Genomic DNA, 22,799 nt, shown 5'->3' with positions numbered 1-22,799 from the left:
CTAGTGAGGTGAGGACATCGAAGCTCACACCCATGGTGAACTAAGCCAGCACAGCATCATATTGAATAATCCGCTCTAAAAGCGGACTTTTATAAACGATTTTGCAAAGTTTCATATTGAAAATTCCGCTCTTAGAGCGGATAGTGAGATATGATCCGAGTCGAACGATCAGCCCTATCCACCTACGCTTCCGGCCTGCTTGCTGCGGGCCGGGGAGTATTTTCTGCGGATGAGGCACAGAAGGAGATCGGCATTAGCCGGGGTGCATTCCTCGACGCCGCCGAGCGGTTGCAGCGCCGCGGCCAACTCATCCGACCCCGGCGAGGCTTCTATGTGGTCGTGCCACCTCAGCACGCCACGGCGGGAGCGCCGCCGCCGGAGTGGTACATCGACGCCCTGATGCGCCATGAGCAGCGGCCCTACTATGTGGGGCTGCTGTCGTCGGCGGCGGCCCACGGCGCTTCCCATCAGGCTGTCATGGCGTTTCAGGTCATCACGAACAAGCTCCTGCCCGACATTGAGGCCGGGCGGACGCGGATTGTCTTTTCCTACCGCAAGGACATGGCGGCGGTGGCGGCGGGGATCGAGGATCGCAAGACGCAATCGGGCTATATAAAGCTGTCCTCGCCGGGGCTGACGGCGCTAGACCTCGTGCGCTACCCGCAATCCGGCGCGGGTCTGGACAACATTGCGACGGTGCTTTCCGAGCTTGCCGAACGGCTGCAACCGGAAAAGCTCGCCTCGCTGTCGGGCGCTTTCGAGAAAGCGGTTGTGCAGCGCCTTGGACACCTGCTCGGAAGGCTGGGGCACCCGCAGATAACGGAAGCGATGTTCGCGGCGCTGTCGGCGCGCGGGCCGATGCCCTGGGTCGAACTCGATCCCAAACAGGCAGGCGACCCCGATTTGTCGCCACCGCCATCCGAACGCGACGCACGCTGGCGCGTAATCGTCCGTCGGCCGCCGGAGATCGACGAATGATCCCGCAGGACTACATCACCGCCTGGAGCCGTGTCGCGCCGTGGGCAAGCCAGCGGCAAATCGAGCAGGATCTCATCATCAGTCGCGCGCTTGTCGCCATCTTCTCCGATCCGTTCCTGCGGGGCGAACTGCGCTTCCGGGGCGGCACGGCGCTCAACAAACTGCATTTCCCCGCGCCACTGCGCTATTCGGAAGACATCGACCTCGTGCGGACGAGCGCCGGCCCGATTGGGCCGGTCCTCGACGGTGTTCGCGCCGTGCTGGAGCCGTGGCTTGGCAAGGCAAAGTCCGATCCAAGCCCTGTCGCTCCCAAGCTTCGCTTTCGCGTCGATGCGGAAGGCGAGCCCGCCGACGTGCGCATCAACCTCAAGATCGAAATCAACACGCGCGAGCGGGAAGCCTACGATCTGCCCATCGAGATAGCGTTCGGCATCGAAAATCCGTGGTTCACCGGCGAGACCGCAATCCCGACCTTTTCGCGGGAGGAAATGCTGGCGACCAAGTTGCGGGCGTTGCTTCAACGCAACAAAGGCCGCGACCTGTTCGACCTCGATCACGCGCTCACCGTGTTCGACGGGCTGGACACGGCCCGGATCGTCGAATGTTTCCGGCTCTACCTCGATAAGGCGGAGGTAACGATCTCCAGGGCCGAGGCGCAGCAGCGCATGTTCCAGAAGCTCGCCAATCCGACCTTCTTCACCGATATGCGCCCGTTGCTTCCGACAGATCGCGCCAAGACCCTGACCGATGAAACGCTCAAGACCACATTTGTCCGGGTGATGAAGGAACTGATCGACCGGATGCCCGGCGACGAATGGGCGAAGGCCGGAGAAATGCGGGAAAGGTTTGGAGTGTAGCCATCGTCAAATGGCAGCTTCCCTTTCGCGGTCCAGGCGGCCGTGGCTGAACCAATAGTGGTGATCACTCCCTTGACACCATAGCCACTAAATCAACATTGTGCGCTCTAAGCTAGCCGTCAAGTGTCACTTGACGCTATCCAGTCCCCCAAATAGTGTGCGGCATGAAGATTCGGAACGTGGTGCATCCGGGCTTGCGCTCTCTCATCGCACAGGACGAATCGACCGGCCCGCGAGGCATAGACGTTTCGAGGTTGCGGCGCATCCTGTCGTTCCTTCAGGACATGGCTGGGGAATCGGAGCTTCGCCGCGTCGCCGGTTGGACGGTTCAACCGCCTTCTGGTGCGGGGCTGGGGAGATGGGAGCTTCGGGCTGCGCCGGTCGGCGCACTCACGTTCGGGATCGACGCACAGAACGACGAGATCACGAACCTCGACTACGAAGGAAGCGGCTGAAACGTGGGCACCAGCGCAATGAACGGTATCCGAATGAAGGCTCCCGCCCATCCCGGCGGCTTCGTGAAGACCGAGGTGATCGAACCTCTCGGCCTGTCGGTTACGGCTGCCGCCGATGTTCTCGGCGTCACTCGCGCCGCCCTGTCCGCCCTACTCAATGAGCGGGCCGACCTGTCACCGGAAATGGCAATCCGCATCGAGAAGGCGTTCGGCGTGTCGATGGAAACCCTTATGCGGATGCAGAATAGCTTCGACATCGCGGAGGCGCGGAAGAAGGCGGAGGCGGTTAACGTCGCACCCTATTCAGGCAGGCCGCAGCGAAATCTCCCGTCATGACCAGTTCATTCTCAGCAAACTCCGGAGCGTAGGCTCGCGCACCCAAAAAAGAAAGCCGTCCACCACATGAAGCTCGAAGAAATTAAGTCTGGTCAGAGTCTATCTGGGATTGAGCCGTCCCAGGTGGTGACGGTTGTTGCCGTCGTTTCTCTCGGCGAGGGGTCTGTCCAGCTTATCTATCGGACCCCTGACGGCGGCATGAAGGAACGGCTTCTCAACAGGGGTGACGAGCCTTCTGTTGATATTGCCACAGTAGAGCGGCCGTTTTCCTTCGACGGCGACGGCGCGGCGTTCCAGCTTGCTTGCGAAGCCAAGCGGATTGACCTTGCCTTTCTGTTCGACCCGATGATGGCGGTCCATAGCTCGAATGTGGAGCCGCTGCCGCACCAGATCACCGCCGTCTATGAATCGCTTTTGCCCCGGCAGCCTTTGCGGTTCATCCTCGCGGACGATCCCGGTGCCGGTAAGACCATCATGGCGGGCCTCTACATCCGCGAACTCATCATGCGCGCGGATTCGCACCGCATCCTGATCGTCGCACCCGGCAGCCTTGTCGAGCAATGGCGGGACGAGCTTTACGAGAAATTCGGGCTGGAGTTTCACGTCTATTCGCCGCTTCTGGAGCAGACATCGCCGAGCGGAAACCCATTCGACGACTATCCACGCCTTATCGTCCGCCTCGATCAGCTCTCCCGCAACGAGGAGCTTCAGGAAAAGCTCTGCGCGCCCGGCTGGGATTTGGCCGTCTTCGACGAAGCGCACAAACTCTCCGCGCATTATTTCGGTTCCAAGTTAGAAAAGACGGGTCGCTTTCGCTTCGCCGAAAAGCTGGGCGCTCATGTCCGGCACCTGCTGTTGATGACGGCAACGCCGCACAACGGCAAGGAAGCGGACTTTCAGCTTTTCCTTTCATTGCTCGATTCCGACCGCTTCTACGGCAAGTTCCGGGACGGCGTGCATAAGGTTGATGCCTCCGACCTCATGCGTCGCATGGTCAAGGAGGAACTGGTCAAGTTCGACGGCATGCCGCTTTTTCCTGAGCGCAAGGCGTACACGGTCAACTACGAACTTTCGCAGATCGAGGCGGCCTTATACGAGGCCGTCACCCACTATGTGCAGACGGAGATGGGCAAGGCCGATCAGCTCGAAGGCGCGCGCAAGGGATCGGTCGGCTTCGCCCTTACCGCGCTGCAACGGCGTCTCGCTTCAAGCCCCGAAGCGATATTCCAATCGCTCAAGCGCCGCCGCGAGCGGCTTGAGAACCGGCTGCGCGACGAAAAGCTCGGCATCAAGGGGCGGCACGCCCTCGCCGAGACCTATGCCGGCGCGCCGGAGGACGATGACGACCTGAGCGCGGAGGAGCAGGAGACCCTTGAGGAGAACCTGATCGACGACGCCACGGCCGCCAAGACCGTTGTCGAGCTTGAGGCCGAGATCGTCATCTTGAAGGGGCTGGAGGAGCAGGCCAAGGCCGTCGTCGCCTCCGGGCAGGATCGCAAATGGGATGAGTTGTCGAGAATCCTTCAGAACCACCCTGAAACCCGCGACGCCACCGGTCGGCAGCGCAAGATCATCATCTTCTCCGAACACCGCGACACGCTGAATTACCTTCAGGCACGGATTGCCGGCGTACTTGGCAATCCCGACGCCATCGTAACCATCCACGGCGGCACGCACCGGGACGAACGTCGCCGTCTTCAGGCGCTTTTCCGCTCCGACCCTGATGTCCGCGTGCTGGTGGCGACCGATGCCGCAGGCGAAGGCGTGAACCTTCAGAACGCGAACCTCATGGTCAACTACGACCTGCCTTGGAACCCGAACCGGCTGGAACAGCGGTTTGGCCGTATCCACCGCATCGGGCAGACCGAGGTTTGTCACCTGTGGAATCTGGTCGCCAAGGAAACCCGCGAAGGCGATGTCTATCACCGCCTGCTGCTGAAGCTGGAGGTCGAGAGCCAGGCCCTTCACGGGCGCGTCTTCGACATTCTCGGCGAGGTTTTCGAGGAGACCAGCCTCAAAGACCTGCTGGTCGAGGCCATCCGCTACGGCGACCGGCCCGAAGTCCGCGCCCGCCTGACGCAGAAGATCGACAAGGCGCTTGACCACGACCACCTGAAATCCCTCTTGAACCGCAACGCCCTCGCGCAGGAGACGATGAGCGCGGATCGGCTGTTCGCCGTGAAGGAGGAGATGGAGAAGGCGGAGGCCCGGCGGCTTCAGCCATTCTTCGTCCGGGCCTTTTTCGCCAAGGCGCTCGACGCGCTTGGCGGCACCGCCCATCAGCGTGAGGCCGGGCGCTATGAGATCAGTCATATTCCGGTGGCGATCCGCGAGCGCGACCGCCGTCTGACTGGCCGGAACCGGCGCGAGCATGAGCCGGTGCTGCGGCGCTACAGCCGCATTTGCTTCGAGCGTCAGGCCATTCAGCCCCTCGACAAGCCGGGGCTGGAGCGGGCCGTCCTGATGCACCCAGGCCATCCGCTCATGCTCACCATGTCGGATATGATCCTTGAGCAGCACACCAATCTTCTCCGGCAAGGGTCGGTTCTCATCGACCCGGCCGATGAAGGGTTCGATCCCGCGCTGCTGTTTCTGCTGACGCATGAGATCAAGTCCGGTGACGGCACCGTGCTTTCCAAGCGCCTGCAATTCGTGCGCGTCGGGCCGGACGGACAGGCGACCTTCGCCGGATGGGCGCCCCATCTCGACCTTGAGCCTCTTCCCGATGCAGAGCGAGCTTTGCTCAAGGACGTGCTCGACGCGCCTTGGCTGTCTTCTGGTCAGGAGACACGCGCCCTGTCCCTCGCCGCGACGACGCTGGTGCCGGAGCACTATGGCGAGGTCGCGCAACGGCGCATCGACCATGTGGAGAAGACCCTGAACGCCGTCCATGAGCGGCTGAGCAAGGAGATCGCCTTCTGGCAGGATCGTTGGATGAAGCTGAAGGACGACGCCGAGGTCGGAAAGGACGTGCGGCTCAACCTTCAGAATGTCGAGCGCACGCTTGGCGACCTTCAGGGCCGTTTGGACAATCGGAAGAAAGAGCTTCAAGCCATGCGCCATGTCGTGAACGGAACGCCGGTCGTGCTCGGCGCGGCGCTGATCGTGCCGGCTGGCTTGATAAACAAGCTGCGTGGCGACGAGCCGGCCGATCCGGTGGCGGCAACCTTCGCGGCCGACGCGGCGGCGCGCTCGCGCATCGAACAGCTCGCCATGACGGCCGTCCGGCAGGCGGAGGAAGCGCGCGGGTGCCGTGTCGTCGATGTCTCCGCCGCAAAATGCGGCTGGGATTTGACGTCCTATCCACCGGCCGTTGACGGCAGGCAGCCCGATCCCAAGCACATCGAGGTCAAGGGGCGAGTGAAGGGCGCGAGCACCATCACGATCACCCGCAACGAAATGCTCTACGCATTCAATCAGGGCGACAAGTTCGTGCTGGCGATTGCCATCGTCGGCGAAGACGATGCCATTGACGGCCCACACTACATTCCCAGCCCGTTCGACCGCGAACCCGGCTGGGGCGTCGCGTCCATCAATTTCAGTTTGGGCGATCTGCTCGCCAAGGCAGAGGCCAGATGACCGCGCTACGTCTCGACAAACTATCACTGACGAATTTCCGCTGCTTCGCCCATTGCGAGGTCGCGTTCCACCCCAACCTGGCTGTTCTGGTCGCTGAGAACGGCAGCGGCAAAACCGCCGTGCTCGACGCCGCCGGAGCTGCGCTGTCGGTATTCGTCAACGCGCTCTATCCGCCGGAGAAGGTCCGGCGCATCGAGCGTAGCGACGTGCGCGTGATCCCCGGTCAGGAGCGTAGGATGTCCCCCTGCCTTCCGACCGAATACGAAGCGCAGGCAACCGTTCAGGGCGCGGCCGTGAGGTGGAAGAGCGCCGTCAGAACCTACGGCGAAAAGGTGCGACCGAGCACCCGGCACTTCGGCCCGCTGAAAGAGGCAGCGCAGCCATTCCTCTCCGATGCGGCGGTCCTCCCGCTCATTGCCTATTACGGGACGGGTCGCCTCTGGAGCGAGCAACGGCAGACCGAATACCGCCGTTCCTCCGTCACCAATGTCGGGGAGCGCGTCGCCGGCTATACCGATTGCCTCACGTCGTCTTCGTCCTTCAAGGGCATTTCGGCGTGGTTCGAGCATCGCTTCAGGCAGACGGCGTCGCCTTCATTCCGGGAGAGCCTGCAAACCAATCTTGCGATGATCGAAGGCGTAAAGACTGCCACCGATACGGTTCTTCAGCCGACCGGCTGGTCAGGTCTCCGCTGGGATGACGAGCTTCATACCCTGACAGCCCAGCACGAGACGCGCGGCGAGCTACCCTTGTCCATGCTGAGCGACGGAGTGCGCACCATGCTTGCGCTTGTCGCCGATGTTGCGCGCCGCTGCGCCAACCTCAATCCGCAATTGAGTGATCGGGCCGCCATCGAGACCCCCGGCGTTCTCATCGTCGATGAAGTGGACATGCACCTGCATCCCCGCTGGCAGCAGCAGGTGCTCGGCTTGCTGCAAAGTGCGTTCCCGGCTCTACAGATCATTGTCAGCACACACAGCCCGCATGTCCTTTCGACGGTCGATAAGTCGTCGATCCGCGTCCTTCATATCAGCAACGGCGATGTGGTGATCGAGACTCCCCTGATTCAGACCAGAGGCGTCGAGAGCGCGGATGTACTGGCGACTGTGATGGACGTGGACCCCGTTCCGCAGCTTAAGGAATCGACCGAGCTTAGCACCTACCGCAAGCTCATCGAGGCGGGCGAAGCCGAAGGGCAGGAAGCGTCCGACCTGCGGCAACGCCTGATCGCGCACTATGGCGAAAGCCATCCGGTCATGCTGGAGGCCGACCGTCTTATCCGCTTCCAACGGTTCCGGCTCGCCAAGAACCGGCCGGAGGGCGCGTGACATGCAGAAACTTGATCGTGCCATCTGCCCCGCGCCCGCTTGCCTTGGTGGCTATGCCCACGGCGTTCATACCTGGGACAATGTGTCTTCCGTCCACAAGGGGGAGATCAGAGCGCAGCTTGAAGCCATGCAGGGCCGCCGTTGCGCTTATTGCGAGGGCGACATCGACTCTCTCGGCCAGCACATAGAGCATTTCCGGCGAAAGAGCTTGCATCCCGCGCTCACATTCGATTGGGGCAATCTCTTCTGGTCTTGTGATCAGACGGATTCATGCGGTCACTTTAAGGATCACGGTGCCGGGCCATACAATGTCAATGACCTGATAAACCCGTGCTGCGACGATCCCGACACCTTCTTCATCTTTCAGGCAGACGGAACCATTAGCATCCGGCATGGCCTTTCGGCAGCGGAACAACATCGCGCCAGCGAGACGCTGCGTGTCTTTTCCCTTGATGCCGAGTGGGGCGGCTGCGCGTCATGCGCAAGATCGCTGTGTCTGGATATGTTGACGACGCCAATACTGCTTTCAACGAAGGTTGGCCGCCGGATGATATTCGCGCGTATTTCGCGGAGGAGCTTGAGTACGCGCGCCATCTATCATTTTACACCGCCATCCGGCATGTGCTGACGGAAAGACAATAAGAATGACTACTACCGTGAAAACCCCGAAGAAGCTGATCGAAGTCGCGCTGCCGTTGGATGCGATCAACGAAGCCTGCGCACACGAAAAGCAGCCGGGCATTGGCGCGCACCCGCGCGGATTACATCTTTGGTGGGCACGGCGCCCGCTTGCTGCGGCTCGTGCGGTGATATTCGCCCAGATGGTCAACGATCCGTCGTGGAAATGGGAGCTTGAGCATCCGGGTGTGATTCCACCGAACAACATCAAGGCAAGTTGGGCGGCGAGCCGCAATCGGCTTTTTGCCATCATCAAAGACTTGGTGAAGTGGGAGAACTCTACCAACGAAGCCGTGTTGCAGAAGGCGCGAGTCGAGATTCGTCGATCCTGGCGCGAGACCTGCGAACTCAACAAGGAGCATCCGCAAGCGGCGGAGCTGTTCGATCCTGAAAAACTGCCTGCCTTCCATGACCCCTTCGCGGGCGGTGGGGCTTTACCGCTTGAGGCACAACGTCTTGGCCTTGAGTCTTATGCTTCCGACCTCAATCCTGTTGCCGTGCTCATCAATAAAGCAATGATCGAAATTCCGCCGAAGTTCGCCGGACGGTCGCCAGTGAACCCGGAAGCACGCGCCAGCCGTGATGCGTGGAGCACACAGTGGGAGGGCGCACAGGGTCTCGCGGAGGATGTGCGCTACTACGGCCAATGGATGCGTGAACAAGCGCAAAAGCGCATCGGCCATCTCTATCCGCCGATAGAAATTACAGCAAACATGGCAAAGGATCGGCCCGACCTAAAGCCGCTTGTCGGGCAGAAACTCACGGTCTTAACTTGGATATGGGCTCGCACAGTTAAGAGCCCTAATCCCGCGTTTAGAAATGTGGATGTGCCCCTTGCCTCGACATTTATTCTGTCGAGCAAGGCCGGAAGAGAAGCATATGTCGAGCCGATGATCGAAGGTGATACCTATCGGTTCACTGTCAAGGTTGGGAAGCCGCCAGCGGGCGCAAAGGAGGGGACTACTGCGGGAAAACGGGCAGCATTTCGTTGCCTTATGTCGGGCACTCCCATTGACTACAATCATATTCGTTCCGAGGGAAAAGCCGGCCGGATCAACACCAAGTTAATGGCGATTATGGCTCAGGGAGCAAGAGGACGAATATATCTTTCTCCTACCTCTGAGCATGAGGCCACCGCGTTGCAGGTGCATCCGGAGTGGAGACCGGAGGTTACTCTTCCGGACAATCCTCGTGACTTCAAAACTCCCAATTATGGTCTCACAACCTTTGCAGACTTATTCACACCCCGTCAAATAGTGGCGTTGGCAACATTTAGCGATCTCGTGACTGAAGTGATCGACAAGATTGCTCAGGATTCGATTTCTGCCGGTCTGCACCAAGATGACACTGGACTTGATAGTGGTGGGGTAGGTGCCCGCGCCTACGGCGAGGCTGTCGGAGTTTATCTGGCATTCGCGATAGACAGGTTAGTGGACTACGGTAGTTCGATTGCGACCTGGAAGCCATCAGGCGAACAGGTAATGCAAACCTACAAGCGGCAAGCGCTGCCGATGACATGGGACTTCCCAGATTCAAATTTCTTGGGAACCAAAGCGATTTGCTGGACAAACGCTGTCAAATACACATATGAAAACTTACTTTCAACGGCAGGCTCGATGAGCACTGCAAATTCCTATGCCATTCAGGCGGATGCACAAACGCAATCCATAAGCCTGAATAAAGTAGTTTCCACGGACCCGCCATACTACGATAACATTGGTTATGCTGAGCTATCCGACTTCTTCTACGTTTGGCTCAGGCGTGCACTTAAGCCGGTGTTTCCGCCACTGTTCGCAACACTTACCGTGCCGAAGGCCGAAGAATTGGTGGCGACACCCTATCGGCATGGCGACAAAGCTAAGGCTGAGGCATTTTTTCTCGATGGTATGACGAAGGCAATGCAGCGCCTTTGTGAACACGCACATCCCTCGGCCCCCGTCACCATCTACTACGCCTTTAAGCAATCCGAGACAGAAACTGCCGAAGGTACTTCCAGCACTGGATGGGAAACGTTCTTGGATGCCGTAATCCGGTCAGGCTTTGCCCTCACCGGCACATGGCCCATGCGGACAGAGCTTGAGAATCGGATGATTGGATCCGGAACAAATGCCCTTGCATCTAGCATTGTCTTGGTTTGCCGCGCGCGCCCGGCAACAGCGGAAACCGTTTCCCGGCGAGCTTTCCTGCGAGAACTGAATCAGGTGTTGCCAGAGGCGCTTGACGAGATGACGCGCGGCTCTGGCGACGACCGCTCGCCGGTTGCGCCGGTTGACCTTTCACAGGCCATCATCGGCCCCGGCATGGCGGTGTTCTCGAAATACGCCGCCGTGCTGGAGGCGGACGGCACGCCAATGACCGTGCAGACCGCGTTGCGGCTTATCAACCGCTTCCTCGCCGAGGATGACTTCGACCACGATTCCCAATTCTGCCTGCACTGGTTTGAGCAATACGGCTGGAAGGAAGGCCGCTTCGGCGAAGCCGACACGCTTGCCCGTGCGAAGGGGACGAGCGTTGACGGCGTGAAACAGTCGGGCGTCCTCTTTGCCGCCGGAGGCATTGTCCGGCTGCTGAAATGGGCTGAATACCCGTCTGACTGGAATCCAGTGGGAGACGACCGCCTGCCGGTATGGGAGGCCCTGCATCACCTGATCCGCATCTTCAAAGCCGAGGGCGAAAGCGGCGCGGGCAAGGTGCTTGCGGCCGTCGCGGCCAAATCCGAGGCGACGCGACAGCTTGCCTATCGCCTCTATACGCTTTGCGAGCGGGCGGGCTGGGCGGAGGATGCCCGCGCCTATAACGAGATCATAACGAGCTGGAGCGCCATCGAGTCCGCCGCCGCTGCGGCGCCGAAGGCGCATCAAGGCGAGCTGTTTGGCTGAAGGGGGAGCCGACGATGAAACCTTGGAGAGAAGTGGCTGTACCCCATCAGGACGTGCTTGAAGGCACGTTCCAGCAATCGGAGTTTGCGGCCGACATCACGGCGGTCAACACTGGCAAGGCCAGCCGCGAGTATCAGGATGCCGACGCGTTCTTCGACCGCACCTTCATCACCGAGGGCATGGCGCTCCTGCTGACGCAGGTTGCGCAGCGCCTCGCCGGTAGGGGCGGTGAGCCGGTCGTTCAGCTTCAGACCGCCTTCGGCGGCGGCAAGACGCATTCCATGCTAGCCGTCTATCACCTTGCCACCCGCAAATGCGCCCTGTCCGACCTCGCCGGCATCCCCGCGCTTGTTGACCGGGCGGGCTTGATGGACGTGCCGCAGGCCCGCGTTGCGGTGCTGGACGGCACCGCGCACGCGCCGGGCCAGCCGTGGAAGCGTGGGAACCAGACGATCAAAACCCTATGGGGCGAGATCGCATGGCAGCTCGGCGGCGCGGAAGCCTTTGCGCTTGTCGCCGAGGCGGACGCCACCGGCACATCCCCAGGCAAGGATGTGCTGCGCGATCTTCTGGAGCGCCACTCCCCATGCGTTGTGCTGATCGACGAGTTGGTCGCCTATATCCGCCAGTTCCCGGAATCGCAGGCAATCAGCGGCGGCAGCTACGACTCCAACCTGTCCTTCGTGCAGGCTCTTACCGAAGCCGTGAAGCTGGTCCCGCGTGCCATCGTGCTCGCATCCTTGCCGGAATCAGACCTTGAAGCGGGTAGTCAACGCGGCGTCACGGCGCTGCGAGCCCTCGAAAAGACCTTCGGGCGCGTGCAGGCGCTTTGGAAGCCGGTTGCGACCGAGGAAGCCTTCGAGATTGTGCGCCGCCGGTTGTTCGAGCCGGTGCGCGACGAGAAGGCCCGTGAAGCCACGTGCCGCGCCTTCGCCGACGCCTATATCGCCGAAGGCGTAAAGCTCCCCGCCGATACGCAGGAACGGCATTACTATGACCGGCTCCTACACGCCTATCCGATCCACCCGGAAGTGTTCGACCGCCTCTATGAGGACTGGACGACCATCGACGGGTTTCAGCGCACGCGCGGCGTCCTGAAACTCATGGCGAAGGTCATCTACCGGCTGTGGAAGGACGACAACAAAGACCTGCTCATCATGCCCGGCAGCCTGCCGCTTCATGACGGCAGCAGCCGTAACGAGCTGACCTACTACCTGCCCGCGGGCTGGGATGCCGTGATCGAGCGCGACATCGACGGCGACCGCGCCGAGACGACCGCTCTGGAGAACAAGGAACCGCGTTTCGGCCAAGTTGGCGCGGCCCGCCGCATTGCCCGCACGGTCTTCCTCGGCAGCGCCCCGTCTTCGGTCGCGTCCAAGGTGGCCGCGCGCGGTCTCGACCGCGCGCATATTATTCTCGGATGCCTTCAGCCCGGACAGGCAGCATCTATCTATGCCGATGCACTCGGCCGGCTCGCGGACCGGCTGCACTACCTCAATTCCTCCGGCGACAAGAGCCAGGACGCAACGCGCTTCTGGTTCGACACCCGCGCCAATCTGCGGCGGGAGATGGAGGATCGGAAGCGCCGGTTCGACGACCGGACGGAAGTGCGCGGCAAGATCGCCGAGGCTTTGAAGAAGACAGTTGGCAACGCCACGTCCTTCGACGGCGTGCATATCTTCACGCCGCATGGCGACGTGCCCGACGATACCGCCCTACGCTTGCTCGTGCTGCCGCCGGAGACTTGGTACGCCCGCGAGGAAAACCGCCTCGCCTTTGAAGCAGCGCTAGAGATCATCGGCAAAAACGGCTCGAAGCCGCGCTATCGCAGCAACCGGCTGCTCTTCCTTGCTCCCGATCACGGCGCGCTTTCCCGTCTCAACGACGCAACGCGCGTCGCGCTCGCATGGGGTTCGATTGTCGAGGACGTAAAGGAAGGCCGCCTGAACATCGACCTCTTGCAGAAAAATCAGGCCGAAAAGGAGCTGAAAAGCGCCGAGGACGTGCTGCCGCGCGTGGTTCGCGAGTGCTACAAATGGCTGCTCTGCCCGATGCAGGACGCGCCGACCGATCCGAAGCCCGGCATTGAGGCGTTCGCTCTGAACACGACCGGCGGCTCTATCGGCGGCGAGATCGAGCGCGTTTGCGCTGACAACGAGTTGGTCATCACCACCTGGTCGCCGATCCACCTGCGCGCCAAGCTCAAGGAGCTTTATTGGAAGGGCGGTCAGAACGCCGCGAGTGCGGAGGGCTTCTTCGAGGACACCCTGCGCTATCTTTACCTGCCGCGCCTCAAGACGCGGGATGTTCTGGCGCAGGCGATCCGTGCCGGCGCGGCCAGCAAGGACTTTTTCGGCACCGCCTACGGTGAGGCCGATGGCAAGTTCGAGGGCTTTTCCTTCGGCGGCGGCAATGTTGTCCTCGATGACACCTTGCTCCTGATCGAGCCTCAAGCAGCTCAAGCCTATGAGGACGTAAACCGGCCAGCCCCGACTCCCGCTGCTCCAGCCGTTGTCACGACCACGGGCGGCGTAGCCGAGGGTCCTAGTGTCTATGTTCCCAGTGGCGGGAGCACGTCGCCAGGGCCAGTGACGACCGCACCTACACCGGCCACTGCGAAACCGAAAACCTTCTACGGTTCGGCCGAGGTTCCGCCTGCGACCGCAAAGATGCGCCTTGTGCAGATCGCCGAGGAGATCGTGTCCGTACTCACGTCCGACCCGAACGCGACCGTCCGCCTTGTGGTGGAAATCTCGGCCGAGTTTCCAGACGGGGCCGGAGACGGAGTGAGGCGCGCGGTTTCGGAGAACGCCCGCAGTCTTGGCCTGAAATCGGCCGATTGGGAATGATGGCTAAGGGCTTATCGAACGACCGGAGGAGGATTTGCGCGGCGTTGCCGCGTGATGGCGGGCGGCGCTGCGATATTTTAGGTCTCCGCGCCGCCCGCCATCGGTCACGCCTGATCTTGCTGCGGTTGAGTTCTCGTATCTACGCCTGCTGGACGTTCTACTGCGAACGCCTCTTTCCCCTTTTCGGCCCAGAGTTCCCGGGCCCGTTCACCGTCATCACTGTTGAGCTTGTCGGCCATCCAAAGCAACGCGCCGTAGATCATGGCGCGGTCATCGCCGGTCAGGTCCACAATGCCCGCCTTGACGACGAGGCCGCCGAGTTCGATCAGGTGGCGCGTCCGTTTGCGGCGTTCGACCTGCCATGTCCGCATGTCATGCCGCGCCCGTTGCGCCTGATGCCGGTTGCGCGCCGCCCGATTGCGCTTGAGCGCGGCCAGCGTTGCGATCAGGCGCTGATGCAGTTCGCCGCGACCGCCCCTGAAAGAACGCAGCGCCGCGCTTGGCCCACACCTCCCTCTTTTCGGCGTCCTTGGTTTCCGCCAGTGCGACGAGCGCACCGGCCAATTCGTCGGCGGTGAGACCATCGGCCCCGGTGGCGATGACCAGTTCGCCAAGCTGCTGCACCTTCCGCATCTTGAGTTCCCGCGCCTTGCCATCAAGCGCCTTCAGTTCCGCGTCATAGTCCCGTGGCTTCCGCATCCTCGTGTCCTTTCTCGGTCGCAAGTGGTTGATGCGGTAAGGATAGTTGCGTGAGATGCGGAACGCAGTATTGTTGCCGGGACGGTGTGGCACGGCCCGGTCCATCCCGAGATTTTTTCGAGGGAGGGCGCGCTTATACGTCGTTCCGACGTGGGCTTGGCCGTGCCAATGCTTGATCGCGATGGCGATCTATCATCTTCACGTCAAGGTCATCGGTCGCAAGGCCGGGTCGAGTGCGGTGGCGTCCGCCGCCTACCGCTCGGCCTCGCGGATGCGCGACGAGCGCATCGACCGCGTGCAGGACTTTTCCAGCAAGCGGGGCGTTGTCCATTCCGAGATCATGCTGCCGGAGGGAGCGCCGGAGCATCTTGGCGACCGCGAACGGCTCTGGAACGATGTGGAGGCGTTCGAGGTCAGGAAGGACGCGCAGCTCGCCCGCGAGGTCGAGTTTGCCATTCCACGCGAAATGACGCAGGCGCAGGGCATCGAGCTTGCCCGCGACTTCGCGCAGGCCGAATTTGTCGATCAGGGCATGATCGCCGACCTCAACGTGCATTCGGACATCGGCGAGGACGGGATGCCGAAGCCCCATGCCCATGTCATGCTCACCATGCGCGAAGTCGATGAAGACGGTTTCGGCAAAAAGGTTCGTGACTGGAATCGCACGGAGATGATGGAACGGTGGCGCGAACGATGGGCCGAGCATGTCAACGAGCGCCTTGCCGAACTCGACATAGATGCCCGCATCGACCATCGCAGCCTTGAGGCACAGGGCATCGGGCTTGAGCCGCAAAGCCAGATCGGCGCGCCCGCGCAGCGGATCGAAGGCGAAGGGATCGAGGCCGCCGACCGCGCGGACATGCACCGCGAGATCGCCCGCAACAACGGGGTGCGGATCATTGCCGATCCTTCCGTGGCGCTGGACGCGATCACACATCAGCAATCGACGTTCACGCGCCGGGACATGGCGAAGTTCGCGCATCGGCACAGCGACGGCATCGACCAGTTCAACGAGGTCATGGGCGCGATGCGCGGCTCGCCCGATCTGGTCGAATTGGGTCAGGACGACCGGGGAGAAGATCGTTTTACAACCCGCGACATGATCGAAGCCGAACAGCGCCTGCACCGCGCTGCCGAACTTATGGCCGAGCGCGAACACGATGAAGTGAACGACGCCGACAGAGAGGCCGCGCTTGCCCGCGCCGAACAGCGCGGTCTTGTCCTGTCCGGCGAGCAGGCCGATGCGCTGTCGCATGTCACGGACGGATGTGATCTCGGCATTGTTGTCGGCTATGCCGGGACGGGAAAGAGCGCCATGCTTGGCGTTGCGCGCGAGGCATGGGAGGCAGCGGGCTATGAGGTGCGCGGCGTTGCGCTGTCCGGCATCGCCGCCGAGAATCTGGAAAGCGGATCGGGCATTTCTTCGCGCACCATCGCCAGCATGGAACATGGCTGGGCCAATGGACGCGACATGCTCACCAGCCGCGACGTGCTTGTCATCGACGAGGCGGGCATGGTCGGCACCCGGCAGATGGAGCGCGTGCTGTCCCATGCGGCGGAAGCAGGTGCCAAGGTGGTGCTGGTCGGCGACCCGCAGCAGCTTCAATCCATCGAAGCGGGTGCGGCGTTCCGCTCGATCCATGAGCGTCATGGCGGCGTGGAAATCCACGAGGTGCGCCGCCAGCGCGAGGACTGGCAGCGTGACGCCACCCGTGATCTGGCGACCGGCAGGATCGGCGATGCGATCAGCGCCTATGACCGTCACGACATGATGCATGAATCCCAGACCCGCGAGCAAGCACGCGACGATCTGATCGATCGCTGGGACCGCGACCGGCAGGCGGCACCGGACGCGAACCGCATCATTCTCACCCATACTAATGCCGAGGTGCGCGAACTCAACGAGGCCGCCCGCGACCGAATGCGGGATGCTGGCGATCTGGGCGAGGACGTGCGCATGACAGTCGAGCGCGGAGAACGCAGCTTCGCCACCGGGGATCGCGTCATGTTCCTGCAAAACGAGCGCGGGCTTGGCGTGAAGAATGGCACGCTCGGCACCATCGAACGGGTTAGCGGACAATCCATGTCGGTTCGTGCCGATGACGGGCGCAGCGTCAGCTTCGATCTGAAGGATTACAACCGCATCGACCACGGTTATGCCGCAACGATCCATAAGGCGCAGGGCATGACGGTAGATCGAACGCATGTGCTGGCGACACCGGGCATGGATGCCCACGGCAGCTATGTCGCGCTATCCCGCCACCGCGACGGCATGGACCTGCATTATGGCCGCGACGACTTCGCCACGCAGGACAAATTGGTGAACACCCTGTCGCGCGACCGGGCAAAGGACATGGCGACGGATTACGAACCGGCGCAGGACTATGCCGAGCGGCGCGGTATTATTTCCCATGCCCATGATGCTGCCGTTGAACAGGTTCACGCCCGGAACAACGCCGTTGACCGGACCGGCGACATCATCTTCAGCGTGCGCGAATCCCGTGACGGTGCGGAGGGGCCGGCAAGGGAGACGACCGGCAAGGGTACAAGGCATGAGATCGAGGCGGTGGCACAGGACACCGGAATAGACCCGGAAGACGCCATGCGCCACGCCCGCAGAATGGCGCTCATGCGCCATGCCCATGCCGTTGGCCAAGTCTTCAACGCCGAGGATGCCGGGAGCAAGGCAAGCCCCGCACAATGGGAAGAACTGGTCGATTCCCGTAAGGCATTTGATGAGGTGCGGCCCTATGGCTGGCAGGATGCGGAAGCGGCCTATGCCAAGGATGAAAGCCTTGCCCATGAGGCGGGATCGGGCAAGGTCAATCGCGCCATCCGCGCCCTGCAACTGGAAACCGAGATTCGCACCAGCCCGGAGCGCCGAGCCGACCGCTTTGTCGAACGCTTTCGTGACCTCAAACAGACCGGCGAGCGCCAATATGCGGCGGGCAACTATTCCGGCTACAGGTCAGCGCGCGCAGAGATGGGCAACATGGCGATGAGCCTCGAACGCGATCCGCAGATGGAATCCCTGCTCGAAGGCCGCAAGAAGCAACTCGGCATCAGCATGGATTTCGACTCAGGGATGAGGCTCGGGCGGCAACTCGCCCTCAGCCACGGCCTTGGCCGAGGCCGGGACCTGGGCATCGGAATGTAGCCGCAGGCTGCTCCGGCCGCGGAATGGCGGGCTAGATCAGGATTGGAGCCGGAAGGTTCCACAGAATCCTTTGTTGCTTCCCGAGAAGGAGTCGAGCCATGAACCGGGCAAAACGTGAGCAAGCAAGTAAGGCTTGATGGGAGCGCAGGTGCTCCGCTTGCGAAGCAAGCGGCTTGGGCGTGGTCGTTTCCGTGACGGTATGATCCAGATCGAATCACCCTACCGCGTCGGCCAGAATGGGTCTTCATCAAGGAAAACTGCCTGAGCAGGGATGGAGCGGCGGATTCTATCTTTTTCCTATTTACCGCCGATTGCACGCCACAGCACGACGACGCGAAAAATCCTCTTGCGCGCGTGTAACGTCTTGCTCTCACTGGATCAGGGGCATCCAGAAACAAGCAGCAGGAGGCAAGGCTGCCATGCCCGCACCAGACCGTATCGTCCGCCTGAAAACCGTCCTCGCCCGCACCGGCCTATCCCGGTCCACCATCTATCGCAAGATCGCTGAGGGCACGTTCCCCGCCCAGCTCAAGATCAGCGTCAACGGCGCGGGCTGGCATGAATCCGACATCGACCGCTGGATCGCCGATCCCGCCGGCTGGCGGCCACCAATGACAACGGCTGACAGAATAGATGCGGACCGCATCTAATTCAGAGATCATCGTCCAGTTCGTCGTCGTGGACCTCGGCGGCACGTCGCTTCGCGTCGGCGATCAGTTCCTTGGCGGATTCTCCCCTTACCCAGGCGTCGAGCATGTCAGCCCAGCACTGAAGCATGATCTTCCTCTCGGCGAGGTAGCGGTTCACGTTGTAGATGGCCGCGATCCGGTTTCGGGGCGCGTGGGCCAAGCTCATCTCGATCCAACGATCATCGAACTTAGCGCGGTTCAGGCCGGTCGAGAACGTGCGGCGCAGGTCGTGAACACCAAAGCTCTGAAAATCAGGATCAGTTTCCCGGATGCGTTCCACGACCGTGTCGATCACGCGGTTAAGCGTGGCGTTGCTGATCGGCGTATCGCCGTCGTATCGACCGGGGTGGAGGTATCGACTGGCACCGAACATGGTGCGGAACGCCGTCAGAATGTCGAGCGCCTGATCGCTCAGCGGAACGACATGGGCCTTGCCGGCCTTCATACGCTCGGTCGGGATAGTCCACCGCGCGGCGGCGAAGTCGATTTCCTTCCATGTTGCGTCGATGAACTCCGACTTACGGACGCCAGTCAGCAGGACAAACTTCACCGCCGAACGTAGCGTGGGAGCCGCCGCCACATGATCCAAAGCCGCCAGGACCGCGCGGACCTCTGATGGGGACAGGGCGCGGTCGCGCGGCTCGAAAGTGGCGATGGCGCTGGTGCGGATCGACTCGGCCGGGTTGCTCACATCAACCCCACTTCCTTGGGCATGGCGGAACACCAGCAACACGACCTCGCGGACATGCACGGCGACGGCCGGCCCGCGCTTCTCCTTGACCTCGTCGCACAGACGTTTGAGGCGTTGCGGCGTCACCTCTCCCAGCTTGAGCTTCGACAGCTCTCCCGCGATGGCGCGATCATAGACGGATCGGCGCATCGCCAAGGTGCTGTCGGCCAGTTTCTCGGCCCCCGACTTGGGATCGGCTTTGTGTTTGAAATAGGCTTCAGCCCACCCGCCGAATGTGACCGCTGCTGCTGACGCCGTGCGCTTTTCCACCTTGGCTTTCGACGGCGACTCGCCCCGCTCGACCTGACGCCTAGCGCGCGCCAGCAGCGCTCTAGCCTCCGCAAGCGATACTTCCAGTCCGTATTCCAGCGCGTCGGGTGCCCGTGTCAGCTTGCGCGCCGCGTCGGCGCTATACCGGCCGATAGTCAAGACCTCCTGCCGCCCGTTCACCCGGTACTGATACCGGAACGAGATGACCCCGGTTGGGGTGACAGCTGCGTACATCCCGTCGCGGTCCGCCACCTTATATAGCTTGGCCCTTGGCTTCAGATTTTTCAGTTGTTTATCAGTGAGTTCGCTCATAAATCCGCATCCGGTCAGGGGGCGAACGGATACCATCAACAGGCGCTGTTGGTACCGGAAGCCCGTTTCTTGACCATCCTGCGCCATACCATCATCGATACCAACAAAGTGGCTCGGCTGGGGTGACATGCAGTGATACGGAGTGGGAAGAAAAATCCTTGCCAGTCAGAGGGTTGGTGCGATTTTCGGCACGGAGCGAGACGGTCTGAAACGACCTTAATTCACTCCCACTCGATCGTGCCGGGCGGCTTGCTCGTCACGTCGTAGACGACACGGTTGATGCCGCGTACTTCGTTGATGATGCGGGTTGCCGCACGGCCAAGGAAGTTCATGTCATAGGGATAGAAATCCGCCGTCATGCCGTCCACGGAGGTCACGGCGCGCAGCGCACAGACGAAGTCATAGGTGCGATAGTCGCCCATGACGCCCACGGTCTGTACCGGCAGCAGAACGGCGAAGGCCTGCCAGATGGTGTCATAGAGACCGGCCTTGCGGATTTCGTCGAGATAGATCGCATCCGCTTTGCGCAGAATATCGAGCTTCTCGCGGGTAATCGCGCCGGGGCAGCGGATCGCCAGACCCGGGCCGGGGAAGGGGTGGCGGCCGATGAAGCTTTCCGGCAGACCGAGTTCGCGGCCAAGCGCACGCACCTCGTCCTTGAAGAGCTCGCGCAGCGGCTCCACCAGCTGCATGTTCATGCGTTCGGGAAGACCGCCGACATTGTGGTGGCTCTTGATGGTGACGGAGGGGCCGCCGGAGAAGGAAACGCTTTCGATGACATCAGGATAAAGCGTGCCCTGCGCCAGGAAATTCGGTGCGCCCTTGCCGTCTGCGGCGATCTTGGCAGCTTCTGCCTCGAAGACCTCGATGAACAGGCGGCCGATGGTCTTGCGTTTCACTTCCGGGTCGGAAACGCCTGAGAGTTCGCCGAGGAACAGATCAGCGGCATCCACATGCACCAGCGGAATATTGTAGTGGTCTCGGAACATGCCGACGACCTGTTCGCTTTCGCCCATCCGCATCAGGCCGTGGTCCACGTAGACGCAGGTCAGCTGGTCGCCGATCGCCTCGTGGATGAGGATTGCCGCAACGGAGGAATCGACGCCGCCCGACAATGCGCAGAGCACGCGTCCCGTGCCGACCTGATCGCGGATCTTGCGGATCATTTCGGCACGATAGGCCGCCATCGTCCAGTCGGATTTGAGGCCAACGATCTTGTGCACGAAGTTGGAGAGCAGCTTGCCGCCATCAGGCGTATGCACCACTTCCGGGTGGAACATGGTGGTGTAATAGTGGCGCGTCTCGTCGGCAGCGATGGCGAAGGGCGCGTTCTCCGAGGTTGCGATGACCTCGAAACCTTCCGGCAGCTTCGTCACGCGGTCGCCGTGGCTCATCCAGACGGGATAGCTCTTGCCCTGTTCCCAGAAACCTTCGAAAAGCGGGCTTGCCTTCTTGATGTCGATATCGGCGCGGCCGAATTCAGCCGCATGGCCACCCTCGACGACGCCGCCGAGCTGGGTGCAGAGCGTCTGCTGGCCGTAGCAGATGCCGAGGATTGGAACCTTGCTGTCGAACACCGCCTGCGGCGCGCGCGGGCTTCCTTCCGCCGTCACGGATGCGGGGCCGCCGGAGAAGATCACGCCCTTGGGCTGAAGCTTCTCAAACGCCTCTGCGGCATTCTGGAACGGATGGATTTCGCAATAGACCCCGGCTTCGCGGATGCGGCGCGCAATCAGCTGCGTCACCTGGCTGCCGAAATCGATGATGAGAATGCTGTCGGGATGGGCTATCTGGGTCATGGCGAGCCTTTAAAGAAAATGGCGGCTTTAGGCAACCCGGAAGCGGGTGTCAAACAGCGGAAATTTGCGAAAATCGCAAGGTTTCAAAGGGCAATCACACCGTCTTCGATGGCGCGGCAAAGCCGGTCGACGGCGTCTGCGAGCTTTTCATCGATGATGTGCAGGTATTCCGTCCAGTCGTCCACATGGTTCACATCGGCCTTTCCATCGGAAATACCGCGCAGGCTGACGAGCGGCACGCCGAAGCGCTGGCAGGCCCGGAGCACGGCATAGGTTTCCATTTCCACCATGTCGGCGTCGATCGCCCCATAGGCCGCGCCGGAGACGACATTGGCGCCCGTGGAAAGCCGCGCCTCGGCAATATCGGGTATGCGCAGGGGCAAGGCCACCTCGGCCGGCAGATCGAGAAACGGGGTGCGGCCCTTTTCGAACCCGAAGGCGGAGGCATCCATGTCGCGATAGGAAACCGAAGTCGCCTGATAGATGCCCGTCTGGTCCAATGTTCGCGAGCCGGCGGAGCCAAGCGAAACGACAAGGTCAGGCAGATGGGCCGCCGCATCGAGCCCGGCAAGAATTGCCGTGACCGAAATCGCCGCCTCGACCGGTCCCACGCCCGTCATCAACGGCGCGATGCGCGCCTGCAGGTGGGGGCCATATTCAGCGGAGGCCGCCATGACGAAAAGAATGGATTTGTCCGCAACATGCGAAATCCGGTAGCTCATCCGGTAATATCCTCACGACCTTTCACCACCATCATCGTCCCCGTCATGGAGGCGATAAGCTTTGCCGGGCCGTCCGAAAGCGCATAGGCGCGGCCATCCGCAACGATCAGGTTGTTGCCCGGCTTGATGATTTCGCCACGAAACAGGAACCGCTCGCCGCGTCCCGGCGACATGAGGTTGACCTTGAACTCGATGGTCAGCAGCGAAGCTTCCGGTTCGATGATCGTATAGGCGGCATAGGTGCAGGCCGTGTCCAGACCGGCGGCGATGACACCGGCATGCAATATGCCGTGCTGCTGCGTTAGCTTTTCATGAAAAGGCAGCTCGATTTCCACCAGCCGGTGTTCGATGCGGCTTATCTGCGCATCGATTGCCTGCACGACACCCTGTCGCGCAAAGCTTCTTTCTATCCGCTGACGAAAATCGCCGGGATCAGTGATCTCCATGGCCTACCTGCCTGCTTTTAGTCCCCATCGCAAACT

16 protein-coding genes and 1 pseudogene are annotated in these 22,799 nt (G+C 61.6%); 11 read left to right on the top strand and 6 right to left on the bottom strand.

From position 1 onward, the window contains the following. Positions 1-150: 150 nt before the first annotated feature. The 9 genes and pseudogenes from G3A56_RS10125 to G3A56_RS10085 all read left to right on the top strand — a co-directional run bounded on the left by G3A56_RS10125 (position 151) and on the right by G3A56_RS10085 (position 13,939). Entirely contained in the window at positions 151-978 is an 828-nt protein-coding gene (locus tag G3A56_RS10125) for a type IV toxin-antitoxin system AbiEi family antitoxin domain-containing protein (protein WP_164056355.1), read from the top strand. Continuing rightward, the gene (locus G3A56_RS10120; RefSeq protein WP_164056354.1) at positions 975-1,835 is read left to right on the top strand and encodes a nucleotidyl transferase AbiEii/AbiGii toxin family protein; all 861 of its coding nucleotides are present in this window, start codon (positions 975-977) and stop codon (positions 1,833-1,835) included. The genes G3A56_RS10125 and G3A56_RS10120 overlap by 4 nt, the downstream gene beginning before the upstream one ends. 164 nt (positions 1,836-1,999) lie before the next feature. Continuing rightward, the gene (locus G3A56_RS10115) at positions 2,000-2,290 is read left to right on the top strand and encodes a plasmid maintenance system killer (protein ID WP_164056353.1); all 291 of its coding nucleotides are present in this window, start codon (positions 2,000-2,002) and stop codon (positions 2,288-2,290) included. A gap of 18 nt (positions 2,291-2,308) precedes the next feature. Next, a complete protein-coding gene (locus G3A56_RS10110) occupies positions 2,309-2,626 on the top strand; it encodes a HigA family addiction module antitoxin (protein ID WP_164056655.1) in 318 nt (105 codons plus the stop codon). A gap of 66 nt (positions 2,627-2,692) precedes the next feature. Continuing rightward, positions 2,693-6,205, top strand: coding sequence for a helicase-related protein (locus tag G3A56_RS10105; protein WP_164056352.1), 3,513 nt, complete (start codon positions 2,693-2,695; stop codon positions 6,203-6,205). Beyond that, positions 6,202-7,533: an AAA family ATPase gene (locus G3A56_RS10100; RefSeq protein ID WP_164056351.1), complete on the top strand. Its 1,332-nt coding sequence runs from the start codon at positions 6,202-6,204 to the stop codon at positions 7,531-7,533. The genes G3A56_RS10105 and G3A56_RS10100 overlap by 4 nt, the downstream gene beginning before the upstream one ends. 1 nt (position 7,534) lies before the next feature. Continuing rightward, on the top strand, positions 7,535-8,161 hold the full coding sequence (locus G3A56_RS10095; protein WP_246230969.1) for a retron system putative HNH endonuclease: 627 nt from the start codon (positions 7,535-7,537) through the stop codon (positions 8,159-8,161). A gap of 16 nt (positions 8,162-8,177) precedes the next feature. After that, a pseudogene (locus G3A56_RS29600) lies at positions 8,178-8,399 on the top strand (DUF1156 domain-containing protein); the annotation flags it as partial. Positions 8,400-11,104: 2,705 nt separating this feature from the next. Continuing rightward, on the top strand, positions 11,105-13,939 hold the full coding sequence (locus G3A56_RS10085) for an ATP-binding protein (protein WP_164056349.1): 2,835 nt from the start codon (positions 11,105-11,107) through the stop codon (positions 13,937-13,939). 104 nt (positions 13,940-14,043) lie between these two features. Here G3A56_RS10085 and G3A56_RS10080 read toward each other — a convergent pair whose 3' ends face one another. Continuing rightward, a complete protein-coding gene (locus tag G3A56_RS10080; protein ID WP_164056348.1) occupies positions 14,044-14,310 on the bottom strand; it encodes a conjugal transfer protein TraD in 267 nt (88 codons plus the stop codon). A gap of 1 nt (position 14,311) precedes the next feature. Beyond that, positions 14,312-14,638: a conjugal transfer protein TraD gene (locus G3A56_RS10075; RefSeq protein ID WP_164056347.1), complete on the bottom strand. Its 327-nt coding sequence runs from the start codon at positions 14,636-14,638 to the stop codon at positions 14,312-14,314. A gap of 181 nt (positions 14,639-14,819) precedes the next feature. Between G3A56_RS10075 and traA the strand changes: the two genes are divergently transcribed. Together traA and G3A56_RS10065 are read left to right on the top strand one after the other, a co-directional pair. Continuing rightward, entirely contained in the window at positions 14,820-17,795 is a 2,976-nt protein-coding gene (gene traA / locus G3A56_RS10070) for a Ti-type conjugative transfer relaxase TraA (protein WP_164056346.1), read from the top strand. A 419-nt stretch (positions 17,796-18,214) separates the two neighbouring features. Beyond that, positions 18,215-18,445, top strand: coding sequence for a helix-turn-helix transcriptional regulator (locus G3A56_RS10065; protein ID WP_164056345.1), 231 nt, complete (start codon positions 18,215-18,217; stop codon positions 18,443-18,445). A gap of 1 nt (position 18,446) precedes the next feature. On the opposite strand, the gene G3A56_RS10060 is transcribed toward G3A56_RS10065, so the two are convergent. The 4 genes from G3A56_RS10060 to G3A56_RS10045 all read right to left on the bottom strand — a co-directional run bounded on the left by G3A56_RS10060 (position 18,447) and on the right by G3A56_RS10045 (position 22,763). Then, positions 18,447-19,796, bottom strand: coding sequence for a tyrosine-type recombinase/integrase (locus tag G3A56_RS10060; protein ID WP_210255062.1), 1,350 nt, complete (start codon positions 19,794-19,796; stop codon positions 18,447-18,449). 221 nt (positions 19,797-20,017) lie between these two features. Then, positions 20,018-21,595, bottom strand: coding sequence for a glutamine-hydrolyzing GMP synthase (gene guaA / locus G3A56_RS10055; protein ID WP_082183533.1), 1,578 nt, complete (start codon positions 21,593-21,595; stop codon positions 20,018-20,020). 83 nt (positions 21,596-21,678) lie between these two features. Next, positions 21,679-22,317 carry a 5'-methylthioadenosine/S-adenosylhomocysteine nucleosidase gene (locus tag G3A56_RS10050; protein WP_082183534.1) on the bottom strand — a complete coding sequence of 213 codons (639 nt, stop codon included), beginning with the start codon at positions 22,315-22,317 and terminating at the stop codon, positions 21,679-21,681. Further along, positions 22,314-22,763, bottom strand: coding sequence for a PaaI family thioesterase (locus G3A56_RS10045; protein ID WP_003493408.1), 450 nt, complete (start codon positions 22,761-22,763; stop codon positions 22,314-22,316). Before G3A56_RS10045 ends, G3A56_RS10050 begins: the two co-directional genes overlap by 4 nt. Positions 22,764-22,799 lie beyond the last annotated feature (36 nt).

It is taken from the genome of Rhizobium oryzihabitans (assembly GCF_010669145.1).
Lineage (GTDB): Bacteria > Pseudomonadota > Alphaproteobacteria > Rhizobiales > Rhizobiaceae > Agrobacterium > Agrobacterium oryzihabitans.
The sequence above is the reverse complement of the archived record's forward strand: the minus strand, read 5'-3'. Positions and strand labels throughout refer to the sequence as shown.